The 14,152-nt window shown below is 54.0% G+C and carries 12 protein-coding genes and 3 pseudogenes; 10 read left to right on the plus strand and 5 right to left on the minus strand.

Annotated features, from left to right (window positions below):
* Positions 1 to 6 precede the first annotated feature (6 nt).
* On the minus strand, positions 7 to 852 hold the full coding sequence (locus AC3IX1_RS07290; protein ID WP_007984829.1) for an AAA family ATPase: 846 nt from the start codon (positions 850 to 852) through the stop codon (positions 7 to 9).
* A 205-nt stretch (positions 853 to 1,057) separates the two neighbouring features.
* Here AC3IX1_RS07290 and AC3IX1_RS07295 point away from each other — a divergent pair, with 205 nt between their 5' ends.
* Together AC3IX1_RS07295 and AC3IX1_RS07300 are read left to right on the plus strand one after the other, a co-directional pair.
* Positions 1,058 to 1,288: a DUF4160 domain-containing protein gene (locus AC3IX1_RS07295; protein WP_489388698.1), complete on the plus strand. Its 231-nt coding sequence runs from the start codon at positions 1,058 to 1,060 to the stop codon at positions 1,286 to 1,288.
* Positions 1,276 to 1,776, plus strand: coding sequence for a DUF2442 domain-containing protein (locus AC3IX1_RS07300; RefSeq protein ID WP_489388699.1), 501 nt, complete (start codon positions 1,276 to 1,278; stop codon positions 1,774 to 1,776). Before AC3IX1_RS07295 ends, AC3IX1_RS07300 begins: the two co-directional genes overlap by 13 nt.
* On the opposite strand, the gene AC3IX1_RS07305 is transcribed toward AC3IX1_RS07300, so the two are convergent.
* Positions 1,773 to 2,849, minus strand: coding sequence for an AsmA family protein (locus AC3IX1_RS07305; RefSeq protein WP_489387675.1), 1,077 nt, complete (start codon positions 2,847 to 2,849; stop codon positions 1,773 to 1,775). The two genes, AC3IX1_RS07300 and AC3IX1_RS07305, sit on opposite strands and share 4 nt — an antisense overlap.
* Positions 2,850 to 2,978: 129 nt before the next feature.
* Here AC3IX1_RS07305 and cysK point away from each other — a divergent pair, with 129 nt between their 5' ends.
* The 8 genes and pseudogenes from cysK to tnpC all read left to right on the plus strand — a co-directional run.
* Complete coding sequence (gene cysK / locus AC3IX1_RS07310; RefSeq protein WP_150724362.1) at positions 2,979 to 3,953, plus strand: cysteine synthase A; 975 nt, start codon at positions 2,979 to 2,981, stop codon at positions 3,951 to 3,953.
* A gap of 85 nt (positions 3,954 to 4,038) precedes the next feature.
* A pseudogene (locus AC3IX1_RS07315) lies at positions 4,039 to 4,976 on the plus strand (aspartyl/asparaginyl beta-hydroxylase domain-containing protein).
* Between the two features lie 476 nt (positions 4,977 to 5,452).
* A complete protein-coding gene (locus tag AC3IX1_RS07320; RefSeq protein ID WP_489387676.1) occupies positions 5,453 to 6,436 on the plus strand; it encodes a glycosyltransferase family 2 protein in 984 nt (327 codons plus the stop codon).
* 4 nt (positions 6,437 to 6,440) lie between these two features.
* On the plus strand, positions 6,441 to 7,511 hold the full coding sequence (rfbB, locus tag AC3IX1_RS07325; RefSeq protein ID WP_489387677.1) for a dTDP-glucose 4,6-dehydratase: 1,071 nt from the start codon (positions 6,441 to 6,443) through the stop codon (positions 7,509 to 7,511).
* Entirely contained in the window at positions 7,508 to 8,404 is an 897-nt protein-coding gene (rfbD, locus tag AC3IX1_RS07330) for a dTDP-4-dehydrorhamnose reductase (protein WP_489387678.1), read from the plus strand. Before rfbB ends, rfbD begins: the two co-directional genes overlap by 4 nt.
* 2 nt (positions 8,405 to 8,406) lie before the next feature.
* The gene (rfbA, locus tag AC3IX1_RS07335; protein ID WP_489388700.1) at positions 8,407 to 9,291 is read left to right on the plus strand and encodes a glucose-1-phosphate thymidylyltransferase RfbA; all 885 of its coding nucleotides are present in this window, start codon (positions 8,407 to 8,409) and stop codon (positions 9,289 to 9,291) included.
* Positions 9,291 to 9,836 (plus strand): annotated as a pseudogene (rfbC, locus tag AC3IX1_RS07340) (dTDP-4-dehydrorhamnose 3,5-epimerase). Before rfbA ends, rfbC begins: the two are co-directional and overlap by 1 nt.
* 248 nt (positions 9,837 to 10,084) lie before the next feature.
* A pseudogene (gene tnpC, locus AC3IX1_RS07345) lies at positions 10,085 to 10,750 on the plus strand (IS66 family transposase); the annotation flags it as partial.
* A 230-nt stretch (positions 10,751 to 10,980) separates the two neighbouring features.
* Here tnpC and AC3IX1_RS07350 read toward each other — a convergent pair.
* Genes AC3IX1_RS07350 through AC3IX1_RS07360 form a run of 3 tightly spaced genes read right to left on the minus strand, consistent with a single transcriptional unit; the run spans position 10,981 to position 14,122 of the window.
* Positions 10,981 to 11,910 (minus strand): NAD-dependent epimerase/dehydratase family protein, encoded by a 930-nt coding sequence (locus tag AC3IX1_RS07350; RefSeq protein ID WP_489387679.1) that lies wholly within the window; start codon positions 11,908 to 11,910, stop codon positions 10,981 to 10,983.
* On the minus strand, positions 11,903 to 13,147 hold the full coding sequence (locus AC3IX1_RS07355) for a rhamnosyltransferase WsaF family glycosyltransferase (RefSeq protein ID WP_489387680.1): 1,245 nt from the start codon (positions 13,145 to 13,147) through the stop codon (positions 11,903 to 11,905). Before AC3IX1_RS07355 ends, AC3IX1_RS07350 begins: the two co-directional genes overlap by 8 nt.
* A gap of 9 nt (positions 13,148 to 13,156) precedes the next feature.
* Positions 13,157 to 14,122, minus strand: a complete 966-nt coding sequence (locus tag AC3IX1_RS07360; RefSeq protein WP_489387681.1) for a glycosyltransferase family 2 protein — start codon at positions 14,120 to 14,122, stop codon at positions 13,157 to 13,159.
* Positions 14,123 to 14,152: the final 30 nt, after the last annotated feature.

Genomic DNA, 14,152 nt, shown 5'->3' on the forward strand with positions numbered 1-14,152 from the left:
AGCCTCTTAGCGGGTGCCGCGACGGCTCATGAACGCCAGACGCTCCAGCAGTTGCACGTCCTGTTCGTTTTTCACCAGCGCACCGGCCAGCGGCGGGATGGCCTTGGTCGGATCGCGCTCGCGCAGCACCGCTTCGCCGATGTTGTCGGCCATCAGCAGCTTCAGCCAGTCCACCAGCTCGGAGGTCGAAGGCTTCTTCTTCAGGCCCGGCACCTTGCGCACGTCGAAGAACACGTCCAGCGCTTCGCTGACCAGGTCTTTCTTGATGTCCGGGTAGTGCACGTCGACGATCCGCTGCATCGTGACGCGGTCCGGGAAGGCGATGTAGTGGAAGAAGCAGCGGCGCAGGAACGCGTCCGGCAGCTCTTTTTCGTTGTTGGAGGTAATGATGATGATCGGGCGCTTCTTGGCCTTGATCGTCTCGTCGATCTCGTAAACGTAGAACTCCATCTTGTCGAGTTCTTGCAGCAGGTCGTTGGGGAACTCGATGTCGGCCTTGTCGATTTCGTCGATCAGCAGGATGACCCGTTCTTCGGATTCGAAGGCTTCCCAGAGCTTGCCCTTTTTCAAGTAGTTGCGAACGTCGTGGACCTTTTCCGTGCCAAGTTGCGAATCGCGCAGGCGGCTGACCGCGTCGTACTCATAGAGGCCCTGGTGAGCCTTGGTGGTGGATTTGATGTGCCAGGTGATCAGCTTGGCGCCAAAGGATTCGGCCAGTTGCTCGGCGAGCATGGTCTTGCCGGTGCCCGGTTCGCCCTTGACCAGCAACGGCCGCTCCAGGGTGATGGCGGCGTTGACCGCCAGCTTCAGGTCATCGGTGGCGACGTAGGCCTGGGTGCCTTCGAACTTCATCTGCTAATCCTCGAACGGTAACGCCGACCTGAACGAGGCAGGACGGGGGCGCAATAAAATGGTCAGCCCCGACTATAACGCGGTGTCCGGTCGACTGTGAACGCAGACGGCTTATTCAGTCTCTGAATGGAGCGTCACATCTTGACTCAGTCTCGGTAACTGGCCAGCATAGAGATATAGCCATTTTGGCGATAGCATGCCGGGCATGTCTACAAAATACCGATTTCGAGATACATACCGCATTCAGTTGCGCGAAAAGGATCATCCACCGCCACACGTTCCTCTGAAGGGTGGCGGGCTGGACGTCATGTTGAGCCTGGAAACTGTCGAAGTGATGGTGGGCAAGGCGCCGCCGCTGATTCTCAGGGAAGCTCTGGAGTGGGTCAGAGCTCACCAGACTCAATTGCTGGAGGATTGGAAACGATGCTACCCATGAAACGACCACGGCTATCGGCAGTGCAAGCGTTGTCGGATTATCGTTTGGCGCTGACATTTATCGATGGCCAGCAATTGATGCTCGATTTGAGCCGCGACCTGCATGCCTATCCAGGCCTGCAACCTTTACAGGGAGTCGCTTTTGAGGATGCGGTGTTGGGTGACGATGGCTGGAGTGTCGAATGGCCTGAGCTTGATATCCAGATTGGCGCAGACACTATCTACCTGGATGCTTTGGCGCAAAATGCAGCCGACGAGAACACCCGAATCTTTATCGATTGGCGTGCTCGCACCGGGTTACCGCTTAATCAGGCGGCTGAAGCGCTGGGGGTCAGTACCCGCAGTATCACCCGATACAGTAGTGGTCGCGAAGCGGTGCCGCGATCGTTAGCCTTGGCCTGTCTGGGTTGGGATTTCCTGCAACAGCAATCGAATTCATCCCGTGCGGCAGAAGACACTGGCCGGTACATCGTCACGCGCAAAAATTAGCCTGCATCCGGCTGGGGTCGTTCATACCGCGCATTGAACGCCTGGATGAAACCATTGCGTAAAATCTGTAAAAAAGCCTGGAATGCGCTGACATCTTTCTGATGCACGTTGCCCTTGAGTTCGACCCGTGTCGCAAACTGGTTTTTGCCCTGGTTTTTCAAGAGGGTCTCGGTACCGCCGACGAGAGCTTCCCAAATCGAGCGGAACAGTCCTTTGTCCTTGCTTTGCACATCCTGCTGCCAGTTGAACACATCAACATCGCGCAGCAGTGGTTTGATGTAGCCGGTCAGCCGCCCCTTGTTGGCTGAGGCTTCGATCACCACGTCGCCATGGCCGGCATTGAAGTCGAACTTGCCGTAGGCCGCGGCGAAGTCGTTCAAGCGCTTGAGCTCGATGTCCGTGGTGCGCAAGCGAAACTCGAAGTCTTCGAAGTTGCTCAAGGGATCGAAAGTGGCCGTGGTTTCCAGTGGCGCGTGCCCCAGCAGCAGGGCTTTGCCTTCGAAGCGCGCATCACGCTTGCCTTTGGTGTCGACCACGTTGGTCAGGTTGTAGATGTTGGCATCCACTTTTGTGGCATTCATGTTCACGGGTGGTTTGGAGTTGAAGTTGCGAAAACTGATCTTGCCGTCGTTGATCCGCACTTCGTTCAGGGTAATGGGCAGCAGCTTGCCTAATTGGGCGCGCCAGTCGGTACCCTCGCCGGTCTGGGAATTTTGCTTGTTGGCACCACCATCGACGAAGTTGACCTCGGGATTGATGAACTGCACCTCGGCTACTACTGCTCGGTCGTACCACAGCGAATGCCAACTGATCGAGAGGTCGATCAACGGCGCGTTGACGAAGGGCACCGGAACCTTGCCCTCGACCTTGACGATTTTCAGTCCGTTGATCTTGTAGGCCCCGCGCCACAGGGCCAGGTCCACGTCGGTGATCTGGCCACGGTAGTCGCCCATGTTCGCCAACCGCTCATTGAGGTAGTCGCGCACCAGGTAGGGCAAGGCGATGTGTAGCGATATCAGCAGTAAAACGAGGCCGAAGAGGGTTCGCAGGGGCCAGCTGTATCGACGTTTCATGGGGGCAAATCTCTGGCGATCTAAAGCCATTGACTGCGCTGATAAGCGGACGTTCGACCTGACTGGACGCGTGCGGGCAAGAGGCTTACCTTGATGCCCTATTTCCATGCTGTCGTTAAGGACCCAGCCATGAGCCGCATTTTCGCTGACAACGCCCACTCCATCGGTAACACGCCGCTGGTGCAGATCAATCGCATTGCGCCGCGTGGTGTGACCATTCTGGCCAAGATCGAAGGGCGCAACCCGGGTTACTCGGTCAAGTGCCGGATCGGTGCGAACATGATCTGGGATGCCGAGGGTAGTGGCAAACTCAAGCCGGGCATGACCATCGTCGAACCCACCTCCGGCAATACCGGCATCGGCCTGGCCTTCGTGGCCGCCGCCCGTGGCTACAAACTGATGCTGACCATGCCTGCGTCCATGAGTATCGAACGCCGCAAGGTGCTCAAGGCGCTGGGTGCCGAACTGGTGCTGACCGAGCCGGCCAAAGGCATGAAAGGCGCCATCGAAAAAGCCGGTGAAATCGTTGCCGGCGACCCGTCGAAGTACTTCATGCCGGCGCAATTCGACAACCCGGCCAACCCGGCCATCCACGAAAAAACCACTGGCCCGGAAATCTGGAACGATACCGACGGTGCGGTCGACGTGCTGGTGGCAGGCGTCGGAACCGGTGGAACCATCACCGGAGTTTCACGGTATATCAAGAATACCCAAGGCAAACCGATTCTCTCGGTGGCGGTGGAGCCAGCGGTGTCGCCGGTGATCACCCAGGCCCTGGCTGGCGAAGAGATCAAGCCGAGCCCGCACAAGATCCAGGGCATCGGTGCCGGCTTTGTGCCGAAGAACCTCGATTTGTCGATCGTCGATCGGGTGGAGCTGGTCAGTGACGAAGAGTCCAAGGCCATGGCCTTGCGCTTGATGCAGGAAGAAGGAATTTTGTGCGGGATTTCCTGCGGCGCCGCCATGGCAGTGGCCGTTCGGCTGGCCGAGACCCCGGAAATGCAGGGCAAGACCATCGTCGTGATCCTGCCGGATTCCGGTGAACGTTACCTGTCGAGCATGCTGTTCAGTGATCTGTTTACCGAACAGGAGAATCAACAGTAAGCGCTGAACATTGGCGGGTCGTGGCTGGCGGCCATGTCGGGCAATAGACGTGGTGCAGTGCAGTTTATCTTCAAAGGAGTTGTTGATGACCTTATCGGTTGCCGCGAAGGCATCGTTGTTGTTGCTGTTTCTCGGCAGCACCCTCTATGTGCATTTGCGTGGCAAGGCGCGCCTGCCGGTTTTGCGCCAGTTCGTTAACCATTCGGCACTGTTCGCCCCCTATAACGCCTTGATGTACCTGTTTTCCAGTGTGCCTTCGAAACCGTATCTGGATCGCAGCAGGTTCCCGGAACTGGATGTGCTCAAGGACAACTGGGAGGTGATTCGCGATGAAGCGATGCACTTGTTCGACGAGGGGTATATCCGCGCGGCGGCAAAGAACAACGACGCCGGTTTTGGCTCGTTCTTCAAGAAGGGCTGGAAGCGTTTCTATCTCAAATGGTATGACAAACCGCTGCCTTCGGCCGAAGCCTTGTGCCCGAAAACCGTGGAGCTGGTCAGCCGCATTCCCAGCGTCAAAGGCGCCATGTTCGCATTGCTGCCGGGCGGCAGCCACCTCAACCCGCATCGTGATCCGTTTGGAGGCTCCCTGCGTTATCACTTGGGTCTCTCCACCCCCAATTCCGATGATTGCCGCATCTTTGTCGACGGTCAGGTTTACGCCTGGCGCGATGGTGAAGACGTGATATTCGACGAGACCTACGTGCACTGGGTCAGGAATGAAACTGAAAAGACCCGCGTCATCCTGTTCTGCGATATCGAACGTCCGCTGAGCAATCGCCTCATGACTCGTATCAACCGCGGCATCAGCGCTTGGCTCGGGCGCGCCACGGCACCGCAGAACCTCGACGACGAGCGGGTGGGGGGATTAACAGGGCCTATGCCTGGAGCAAGAGCTCCAGTGACCGGGTGAGTAGCAGGGTAAAACAGTGGAAGCGTCGTCATCCCAAGGCTTACCGGGTGATGCGGCCGGTTTTGGCAGTAGGGGTGTTGACATTGATGGGGTACTGGTTGTTTAGCTAAGCAAACCCCCGCTGTTGAAAAAAGATCGCCGAACGGCGATCTTTTTTTTGTGTTCGTGGGAACTTTTCTACAGCTTTGTAGTACGATTCGCACCTGTAAATGCCCTGAAGCTTTCAGCTGCTTCCTGCAGAGCCCGCCGCAGATTCAAAGCAGCATCCGGCTTTATTGCGGCCGTCATATCAAACATCCGTCTTTCGTGTCAGTCCGGGGGCATCACCTGGAATTGGGGCTGGTTTTTACATGAAGTTGTTTTCGAAGTGTTCAGAACTTTATCCAAATCAGCTTGAGGCCTAAGCGGACCCATTGCCGGTGGCGCTTGGTCGAGGTCGTGGGTTTCCCGGGCATCGATCGTTTTGCACAATTTTCTCGCGCGATGAATGACCCGATGCCGGAACGATATTTACTTCTATCGTTTTGATTTTCTGAAGAAATATTAGTGGCCAGCACAACCTGTCGAATGCAGGGAAGGAAATTTTTTGAGTATCTTGGAGTCCAGCGTTCTTCTTTCTTGTGTCGGTGACACATTGACTGATTGCGGCACTGAAAAAGTTGCAATCCTGATGTGCTCCTACAACGGAGAGACGTTTCTACCTGAGCAGTTGGCCTCGCTCCAGCGCCAGACTCATCGCGACTGGACTGTGTATGTCTCCGATGATGGCTCTCAGGACCGGACGCTGGAGATCCTGCAAGCAACGAGCATTCAATGGGAGGCCGGTCGGCTGCAGGTATTCGACGGCCCCCGAAATGGTTTCGTCTCCAACTTCCTGTCATTGACCTGCCGCAGCGAGATAAACGCTGATTTTTATGCATGGTCCGATCAGGACGATATCTGGAAGGATGACAAGCTCGAGAGAGCGGTCACCTGGTTGAAGAGCGTGCCGGAGAATACTCCCGCGCTGTACTGTGGCCGCACCGAACTCATTTGCGAGTCAGGCGTGCCTTTCGGCTACTCACCCAAGTTTGTCCTTGCCCCGCATTTCTCAAATGCGCTGGTGCAGAACATTGGCGGCGGCAACACCATGGTGTTCAACCAGGCCGCACGGGCGCTGCTGCAGGAGGCGGGCGCCAACATGGATGTCCCCTCCCATGACTGGTGGGCATACCAGCTGATTTCCGGGGCTGGCGGGGCGGTCCATTATGACCCCGTGCCTGCGGTACTATATCGCCAACACGATGAAAACGTGGTTGGCACCAACTCCAGTTGGTGGGCTCGCATCAAGCGGCTGCGCATGGCCTTTCAGGGACGCTTTTATGAGTGGAACTCCCAGAATATCCAGGCACTTGAGTCGATGCGTCACCAATTGAGTCAAGAGCATCAAGCGAAGCTGGACCAATTCAAGGCTGCGCGCGAACAACCATTACTCTCAAGGATTCTGGGTTTCAAGCGTGCCGGTCTATACCGGCAGACTCTCGTTGGAAACCTGGGGCTGATCCTCGCAACTTTACTGAAAAAGATCTGAATCAATGACCATCTTAGTAACTGGCGGTGCTGGCTTCATCGGGGCGAACTTTGTATTGGACTGGCTGGCTCAGTCCGATGAAACCGTGGTCAACCTGGACAAGCTGACCTATGCGGGCAACCTGGACAACCTCGTCAGCCTGGAAGGCAACGAGCGTCACGTTTTCGTGCGTGGCGATATCGGTGACAGCGCCCTGGTCGCGCGCCTGCTGGAAGAGCATCAGCCTCGCGCCATCCTGAACTTCGCTGCCGAGTCCCATGTCGATCGCTCGATCCATGGCCCGGAAGACTTCATCGAGACCAATATCGTCGGTACCTTCCGCTTGCTGGAAGCTGTGCGCGCCTACTGGAAAGGCCTGGCGTCCGACGCGCAAAAGGCGTTCCGCTTCCTGCATGTGTCCACCGACGAAGTCTATGGCTCCCTGGCCAAAGACGAGCCTGCGTTCAGCGAAACCCACCAGTACGAACCGAACAGCCCGTACTCGGCCAGTAAAGCGGCCAGCGACCATTTGGTGCGTGCCTATCATCACACCTATGGCCTGCCGGTACTGACCACCAACTGCTCGAACAACTACGGCCCGTATCACTTCCCGGAAAAGCTCATCCCGCTGATGATCGTCAACGCCCTGGCTGGCAAGGCATTGCCTGTCTACGGTGATGGCCAGCAGATTCGTGACTGGCTGTATGTCAAAGACCACTGCAGCGCCATTCGCCGCGTGCTGGAAGCCGGCACCGTGGGTGAGGTCTATAACGTGGGCGGCTGGAACGAAAAGCCAAACCTGGACATCGTGAACACGGTCTGCGCCTTGCTGGACGAGATGCGTCCACGCGCCGACGGTCAGCCATACAACGCACAAATCACCTACGTGACCGATCGTCCCGGGCATGACCGCCGTTATGCCATCGACGCTCGCAAGCTTGAGCGCGAGCTGGGCTGGAAACCGGCAGAAACCTTCGAAACCGGCATCCGTAAAACCGTGCAGTGGTACCTGGATAATCAGGATTGGGTCAGCAATATCCAGTCGGGTGCTTATCTTCAGTGGGTAGAGAAAAACTACGCCGGACGTACTGCATGAAAATTCTATTGCTCGGTAAAAACGGCCAGGTCGGGTGGGAACTGCAACGCAGCCTTGCCCCGCTGGGCGAGTTGCTCGCATTGGACTCCCGCAGCCCGGATTACTGTGGCGATTTGAATGATCTGGCGGGGCTCGCTGCCACCGTACAGCGCTTTGCGCCTGACGTTATTGTCAATGCCGCGGCGTACACCGCTGTCGACAAGGCTGAAAGCGAATCGCAGCAGGCGCATCGGGTGAATGCCGAAGCGCCTGCTGTTCTGGCTCGGGAAGCGTTGGCTCTGAATGCCTTGCTGGTGCATTACTCCACGGACTATGTATTCGCCGGCGACGGCGATACCCCATGGCAGGAAAGCGATCCGGTCGCACCGTTGAGTGTCTATGGCTCCAGCAAGCTGGCGGGCGAACAGGCGATTCAGGCCAGCGGCTGCTCGCATCTGATTTTCCGTACCAGTTGGGTATACGCCGCGCGAGGGAACAACTTCGCCAAGACCATGCTGCGCCTGGCCCGTGAGCGCGATAGCCTGAACGTCATCGACGATCAGTTCGGTACGCCGACCGGGGCAGAGCTGCTGGCCGATGTCACTGCCCATGCTATCCGCAGCACCGTCGCAAGCCCCGAACTCGGCGGGCTCTACCATCTTGCGGCCTCTGGTGAAACCACATGGTGTCGCTACGCGCGTTTCGTGCTCGAACGAGCCGAGTCGGCCGGTGAAAACCTCAAGGTATCGCCTGCCATGGTCGGAGCAATCGGCACAGAGGCGTACCCGACGCCAGCACAACGTCCAAACAATTCCCGTTTGAATACTCAAAAACTGCAAAAGGCCTTTGCGCTGAACTTGCCTGAATGGCAGGTCGGCGTGGCACGGATGCTCACAGAAATACTAGAGAAATAATTATGCTTAATCGTAAAGGAATCATCCTGGCCGGCGGCTCAGGCACTCGGCTGCATCCGGCAACTTTGGCCATCTCCAAGCAGTTGCTGCCGGTATACGACAAGCCGATGATTTACTACCCGCTTAGCACGCTCATGCTGGCCGGTATCCGCGATATCCTGATTATCTCCACGCCTCAAGATACCCCGCGTTTCGAGCAACTGCTGGGTGACGGCGCCCGTTGGGGCCTGAATATCTCCTACGCAGTGCAGGCATCGCCGGATGGCTTGGCGCAGGCGTTCATTATTGGTGAAGATTTCATCGGCAATGACCCGGCTGCTTTGGTGCTCGGTGACAACATTTACCACGGCCATCATTTCAATGAGCTGTTGGCGAGTGCCATGGCGCGCCAGGACGGTGCCAGCGTTTTTGCGTACCACGTCAATGATCCGGAGCGCTATGGGGTTGTCGAGTTCGATGCTCAGGGCAAGGCCATCAGCCTGGAAGAGAAGCCTCTCAAGCCTAAATCGAACTATGCGGTCACCGGCCTGTATTTCTACGACAACCAGGTTGTCGAGATTGCGAAGAGCATCAAGCCGTCGCCCCGTGGCGAACTGGAAATTACTGACCTTAACCGCATCTATCTGGAGCAAGGCAACCTGTCTGTGGAAATCATGGGCCGCGGTTACGCCTGGTTGGATACCGGCACCCACGACTCACTCCTGGAAGCCAGTCACTTCATTGCCACACTTGAGCATCGCCAGGGTCTTAAGGTTGCCTGCCCGGAAGAGATCGCCTTCCGTCAAAAATGGATTGATGCTGAACAGCTTGAAAATCTTGCTGCTCCGCTTTTGAAAAACGGCTATGGCCAATACCTCAAGCGTCTCTTGCAGGAAACGATTTACTGATGAAAGCCACACCGTTAGCCATCTCCGATGTTGTGCTATTCGAACCTAAAGTGTTTGGTGACCAGCGAGGTTTCTTCTTTTAAAGTTTCAATCAGTGCGTTTTTGAAGAGGTAGTGGGACGTTCCGTTCATTTCGTACAGGGCAATCACTCTCGCTCAACTAAAGGCGTGCTTCGCGGCCTGCACTATTAGGTACAACAGCCTCAGGGGAAGCTCGTTCGCGTCGTCCAGGGCGAAGTGTTTGATGTGGCCGTTGATATTCGTCGTGACTCCGCAACATTCGGGCAGTGGGTCGGTGCGTATCTGTCAGCTGAAAACAAGCATCAGCTATGGGTGCCAGAAGGTTTCGCCCGTGGATTTGTAGTGCTCTCGGACACCGCCGAGTTCCTTTACAAGACCGCGGACTTCTACGCGCCTGCCCACGAGCGGTGCATACGTTGGGATGACCCGGCTCTGGGTATCGATTGGCCAATCAATGAGCCCCCGGCACTGTCGGCGAAAGATGCGCAAGGTGCTTTGTTAGCACAGGCTGAGGTGTTTGGTTAATGCAGCACTTTTCAATCTCCCCAGTAGGAATGGTCGCCAGTTTCTGGCGTAACCGCGCACTGATTGCCGCGCTCACCAAGGGATCCTCCGATCAACTTGCCACACGGCAGTGGCAAGTCGGAAATTCCACGGTGTGCATCGCTATTTGCGGAAAAACGCCTTTTGCCCTGCTGTTTGGCGGGCTTTGCGCTCGTTTCTCCGCGTCAGGCGCGCAACTCGCCCATACCCATCAGCTGTTTTCGAGTCATCCGTTGCGCCTGCTGGAAAGTTATCGCGGCTACGTGATGACTGGCGATTACGCAGGTTATAACGCCTTGGCGTTGCAGCCGGGCGTGGAGCGTCTGGCGTGCATGGCTCTTGCGCGGCGCAAGTTCGTGGACACACAAAAAGTGCAACCCAAGGGCAAGACGGGGCGTGCCGATATTGCGCTGACGATGATCAACAAGCTTTACGGCGTCGAGCGCGAACTCAAGGATGTTAGCGATGAGCAGCGCTTCACAGGTCGCCAGGAAAAGAGCCTGCCGATCCTGGCTCAGTTGAAAAGCTGGCTGGATAAAACGCAGCCGCAAGTGACGCCACAAAGTGTGCTTGGCAAGGCCGTTCATTATCTGGCGAACAACTGGAGCCGACTGGAGCGTTACGTGGAGGCTGGCTTTTTGCCGATAGACAACAATGCCGCCGAGAGAGCGATAAAGCCATTTGTTATCGGGCGCGGGGCTTGGCTCTTCAGTGATACACCTAAGGGAGCGACCGCCAGCGCGCAGATCTACAGTCTGGCCGAAACTGCCAAGGCCAACGGCCAGGAGCCCTATACGTGGCTGCGCCACGTCTTGGAGCGTCTGCCGCACGCCTCGTCGGTAGAAGACTACGAAGCCTTGCTGCCGTGGAACTGCTCACCGGAAATGCCACGGTAAACGGGAGGCACATCTGGCGGTAGGTGTACTTCGTGGATCGCATACGTTTATGGATCGCATACATTACCCCACCTATCCAAACGGCGGCGCTTGAGGTAGGGGGAATCAAATCATGCTCGCTCCCGGAGTCTGCTTACATGTTGCTCTCAGTTTTCGCGGCGACCCAGTTTAAAACTGGACAAGCCATATATAAATAGACTTGTCCAGATTCTCAAGCCAAAAGAAATCACTTACAAGCCAGAAGATTTAACCCACTCAAAAGTATCCTGAATACCTTGAGAAAACTCAACCTTAGGTGTCCACCTCAACACCTCAGCAGCTCGCGAAATATCCAAAATACTTATCGGCACATCCATATTGCGCCGTGGCATATAGTTAACTTCTATTTTCTTACCCATCACATCTTCCAGCGTGACAATTATCTCGTTAATACTCACGCCTCGACCGGAGCCAATGTTGAATATTTTTTTATCCGTCCGATTAAAAACAGCTAACTCGATAGCACTAACAACATCATCAATAAAAATATAATCACGAACGACGGAGCCATCCCCCCACACGTCAATAGGCTCATCATGGATGGCATGCCGCAAAAATGCAGAGATCACGCCCTGATTTTTCTTATTTGTCTGATACGGGCCGTAGGGATTAGCTACCCGCAAAACAGTATAATCAAGGCCGTAAAGGTGATTATAAAGAGAAAGATACTTTTCAATCGTTAGCTTACTTACACCATAAGCCGTAATAGGATCATTCTCAGCCGTTTCTGGGGTAGGCATCACAGAGGGAACACCGTAAACAGTCCCCCCAGAAGAAATGAATACAACTTTCTTGACGCCCGAATTAACGCATGCATCCAGTAAGTTCAACGTAGAAACAACATTAGCCTCTAGATCCGCCACTCTATTGACATTCGCACTCGCTGGCGTTGTGGCATTCACTAAATGAATGACTGTATCGCAATCAGCAATCGCATTGGTGACTTGGTTAATGTCAGAAAAATTGCCCTCAATCCATCTGCACTTACTAAACGCCGAGGGGTACAACGGACTCCGACCGAAAGCTTTAAGGTTCGGAATTCTAGCGCCCATCACCTCACACAGCCTCGAGCCGATAAACCCACTCGCGCCTAGAACAATGCACCGCTGGCTATTAGGCATTTGAATTTTCCAATGTCTCGGAGCTTGAGATCGAGGTAAGCGCCCTGCTCAGTTTAAGGGCTTCTTCCTCCCAACTTGAAATATCCGCAATCCGGATACCTTCTGCCTTAATGCTCGCATGAAGCGCTGAATTGGTCAGCAGCTCACAAATACCATTGGTGAGATCTTCAACCGTCGCCTTGGTCAAAATAGAGTTATCATCATTAAGAATCCATTCAGTGCAAGGCGATCTATTACTGACCACAGGAACGCCGCAGGCCATCAACTCAAGTGGGAGAAGTGAAAGATTAGTAAATGACAAGACCAGCGCGGCATCACATTGGTTATAGAGATCCGGTAGTTCTGCAATATTCAACGTCCCAGCATTTAAATGCTCAAACGGAATCTCATAATTCGACACGTCCCAGCCTGCAAAAATAACCTTCACATGAGGAAGCCGTTTCACCACCTCATTCAACGTTAACAAACCCAACTCAAATGCGCGACGTTGAGTGGGCGGTCGAGCATAGAAAAATACGCGTTTTATTTCTGGCTCGCGCCGATGCATTAACCGATAAAGATCACGATCATAGGAGAAGCTAATTGGGAAAGTATGCGCTTGGTATTCATCCGCTAGTTTTTCCGCCAACCAGTTCCCTGCTGTGATTGCGCTAAAACCAAAGGAGTAAGTCGCCTCAGCCATTGCAGACTCAGAACCCACAGCATAAAAATACGGTTCAAAATCCTGTACAAAATAGCATTTATGTTTAGTTGTCTGGAAATTCTTGACATAGTAAGCAGTCTGCCAAGAGGTCGCGACACTATAAAAAGCGGCCGGGACACCCTCGGTCCCATCATAAACAGGTGCAGTCAAAGGAAAAAACCACTCGGAAATCTGAGACTTAGCTTCAACCAAGTCATACTTGGAATGGCCACCCACGATTATAATACGACACTCATACCCGAGGCGTTCCAATAAAAAAACAAATCTAAATATATTGAGATGCCCACCCGAACCACGACCATAAGGAGGAATAAACCAATTTATCGTTTTATCGCCCACACCACCATTAAACTTTGAGCCGTATGGCCGATCCAGGACGAAATCGTAGAACCCCAGCACATCAGTCTTCTTGAAGAGCGTGGCTGAGGAGTCTTGAACTGTTACGCTTGCCTTACGCAGCAGCGACAAAAAACCATGCGCTTTATAATGTGAAAATGCTTGTTTTGCTTTATGCACAACCATGTGAATATTCATTTTATCCCCTTACTGCGCAAACAGCTTTTTGTCTCTAGAGATTTGTTTTCTTACAAGCTTTGGTATTTTTTCTCCGCGGCTACCCAAATAGTGCCCTAAAAGGCGCATCAAATTATCGATAACTGCGTGCACGACTTGAAGCGGGGCCTGCCTCAACATCCCAATACTTCTAGCATACTTAACATCTCTTCGGCTCAACGCCATAAATGACTTAAACATCGAACTAAAGTCCGGACACAAGATGTACCCAAAAAAACGCTTGAATGCATAACTCTCGTCGAAGCTTCTTTGCAATCGTTCAAAAAGAGTATAGTCATGCGAGTGGTACACCGCCCCGTCCTCAGAATAAGCTTTATAGTATCCGGCCTCTATTATAGATTTCGCCCAAGACTGGTCTTCCGCAAAATCGACATCGGGGTATGGAATCGTTTGCCATACTGAACGACGCAACAACGCATTGTTATCTGAGAAGAAGTGTAAGAACTGCCTATAGCCCACATCTTCAGCATAGCGCTTGGGATCTTCCAGATGCACAATGGGCGCTTCATTGAACCCAGTAAAGTGCAACTCTAACTCCCTAGCAGTAAAAACAGAGGCCTGCGGATAAGCAATATGTTTACCAAAGACCCCTGCAATTCTGGCATCGGACTCTGCAATATCAACCAAGCGCTGTAGCCAGTGATTATTTACAGGCTGTGCATCATGAGTGATGACAGCGGCATACTCGCCAACCGAGTTAGCAATGGCAAAATTTCTAGAGCGACCATGACCAAACTCATGAGCCGGGATTTCGATTAACTTCACATTTACCTTGCTCTTGACAAACTCCACCGTCCCATCCTTGGATCCGGAATCTATGACCACCACTTCGAATGGCCAATCAGTCAACTGACTCAATACAGATTCAAGGACGGGTCTAAAAACCCCGCCGGGATTCTTAGTCGGTATTATCACTGTAGCCTTAATATCACTCATAACATGCTTTTCCATGCCCATAATTATCAT

The organism is Pseudomonas sp. KH_046_2, from assembly GCF_057838985.1.

Coding starts and splice junctions, on each gene's coding strand:
- AC3IX1_RS07290 (WP_007984829.1), bottom strand. CDS start 852: ATGAAGTTCGAAGGCACCCAGGCCTACGTCGCCACCGATGACCTGAAG.
- AC3IX1_RS07295 (WP_489388698.1), top strand. CDS start 1,058: ATGTCTACAAAATACCGATTTCGAGATACATACCGCATTCAGTTGCGC.
- AC3IX1_RS07300 (WP_489388699.1), top strand. CDS start 1,276: ATGCTACCCATGAAACGACCACGGCTATCGGCAGTGCAAGCGTTGTCG.
- AC3IX1_RS07305 (WP_489387675.1), bottom strand. CDS start 2,849: ATGAAACGTCGATACAGCTGGCCCCTGCGAACCCTCTTCGGCCTCGTT.
- cysK (WP_150724362.1), top strand. CDS start 2,979: ATGAGCCGCATTTTCGCTGACAACGCCCACTCCATCGGTAACACGCCG.
- rfbB (WP_489387677.1), top strand. CDS start 6,441: ATGACCATCTTAGTAACTGGCGGTGCTGGCTTCATCGGGGCGAACTTT.
- rfbD (WP_489387678.1), top strand. CDS start 7,508: ATGAAAATTCTATTGCTCGGTAAAAACGGCCAGGTCGGGTGGGAACTG.
- rfbA (WP_489388700.1), top strand. CDS start 8,407: ATGCTTAATCGTAAAGGAATCATCCTGGCCGGCGGCTCAGGCACTCGG.
- AC3IX1_RS07350 (WP_489387679.1), bottom strand. CDS start 11,910: ATGCCTAATAGCCAGCGGTGCATTGTTCTAGGCGCGAGTGGGTTTATC.
- AC3IX1_RS07355 (WP_489387680.1), bottom strand. CDS start 13,147: ATGAATATTCACATGGTTGTGCATAAAGCAAAACAAGCATTTTCACAT.
- AC3IX1_RS07360 (WP_489387681.1), bottom strand. CDS start 14,122: ATGAGTGATATTAAGGCTACAGTGATAATACCGACTAAGAATCCCGGC.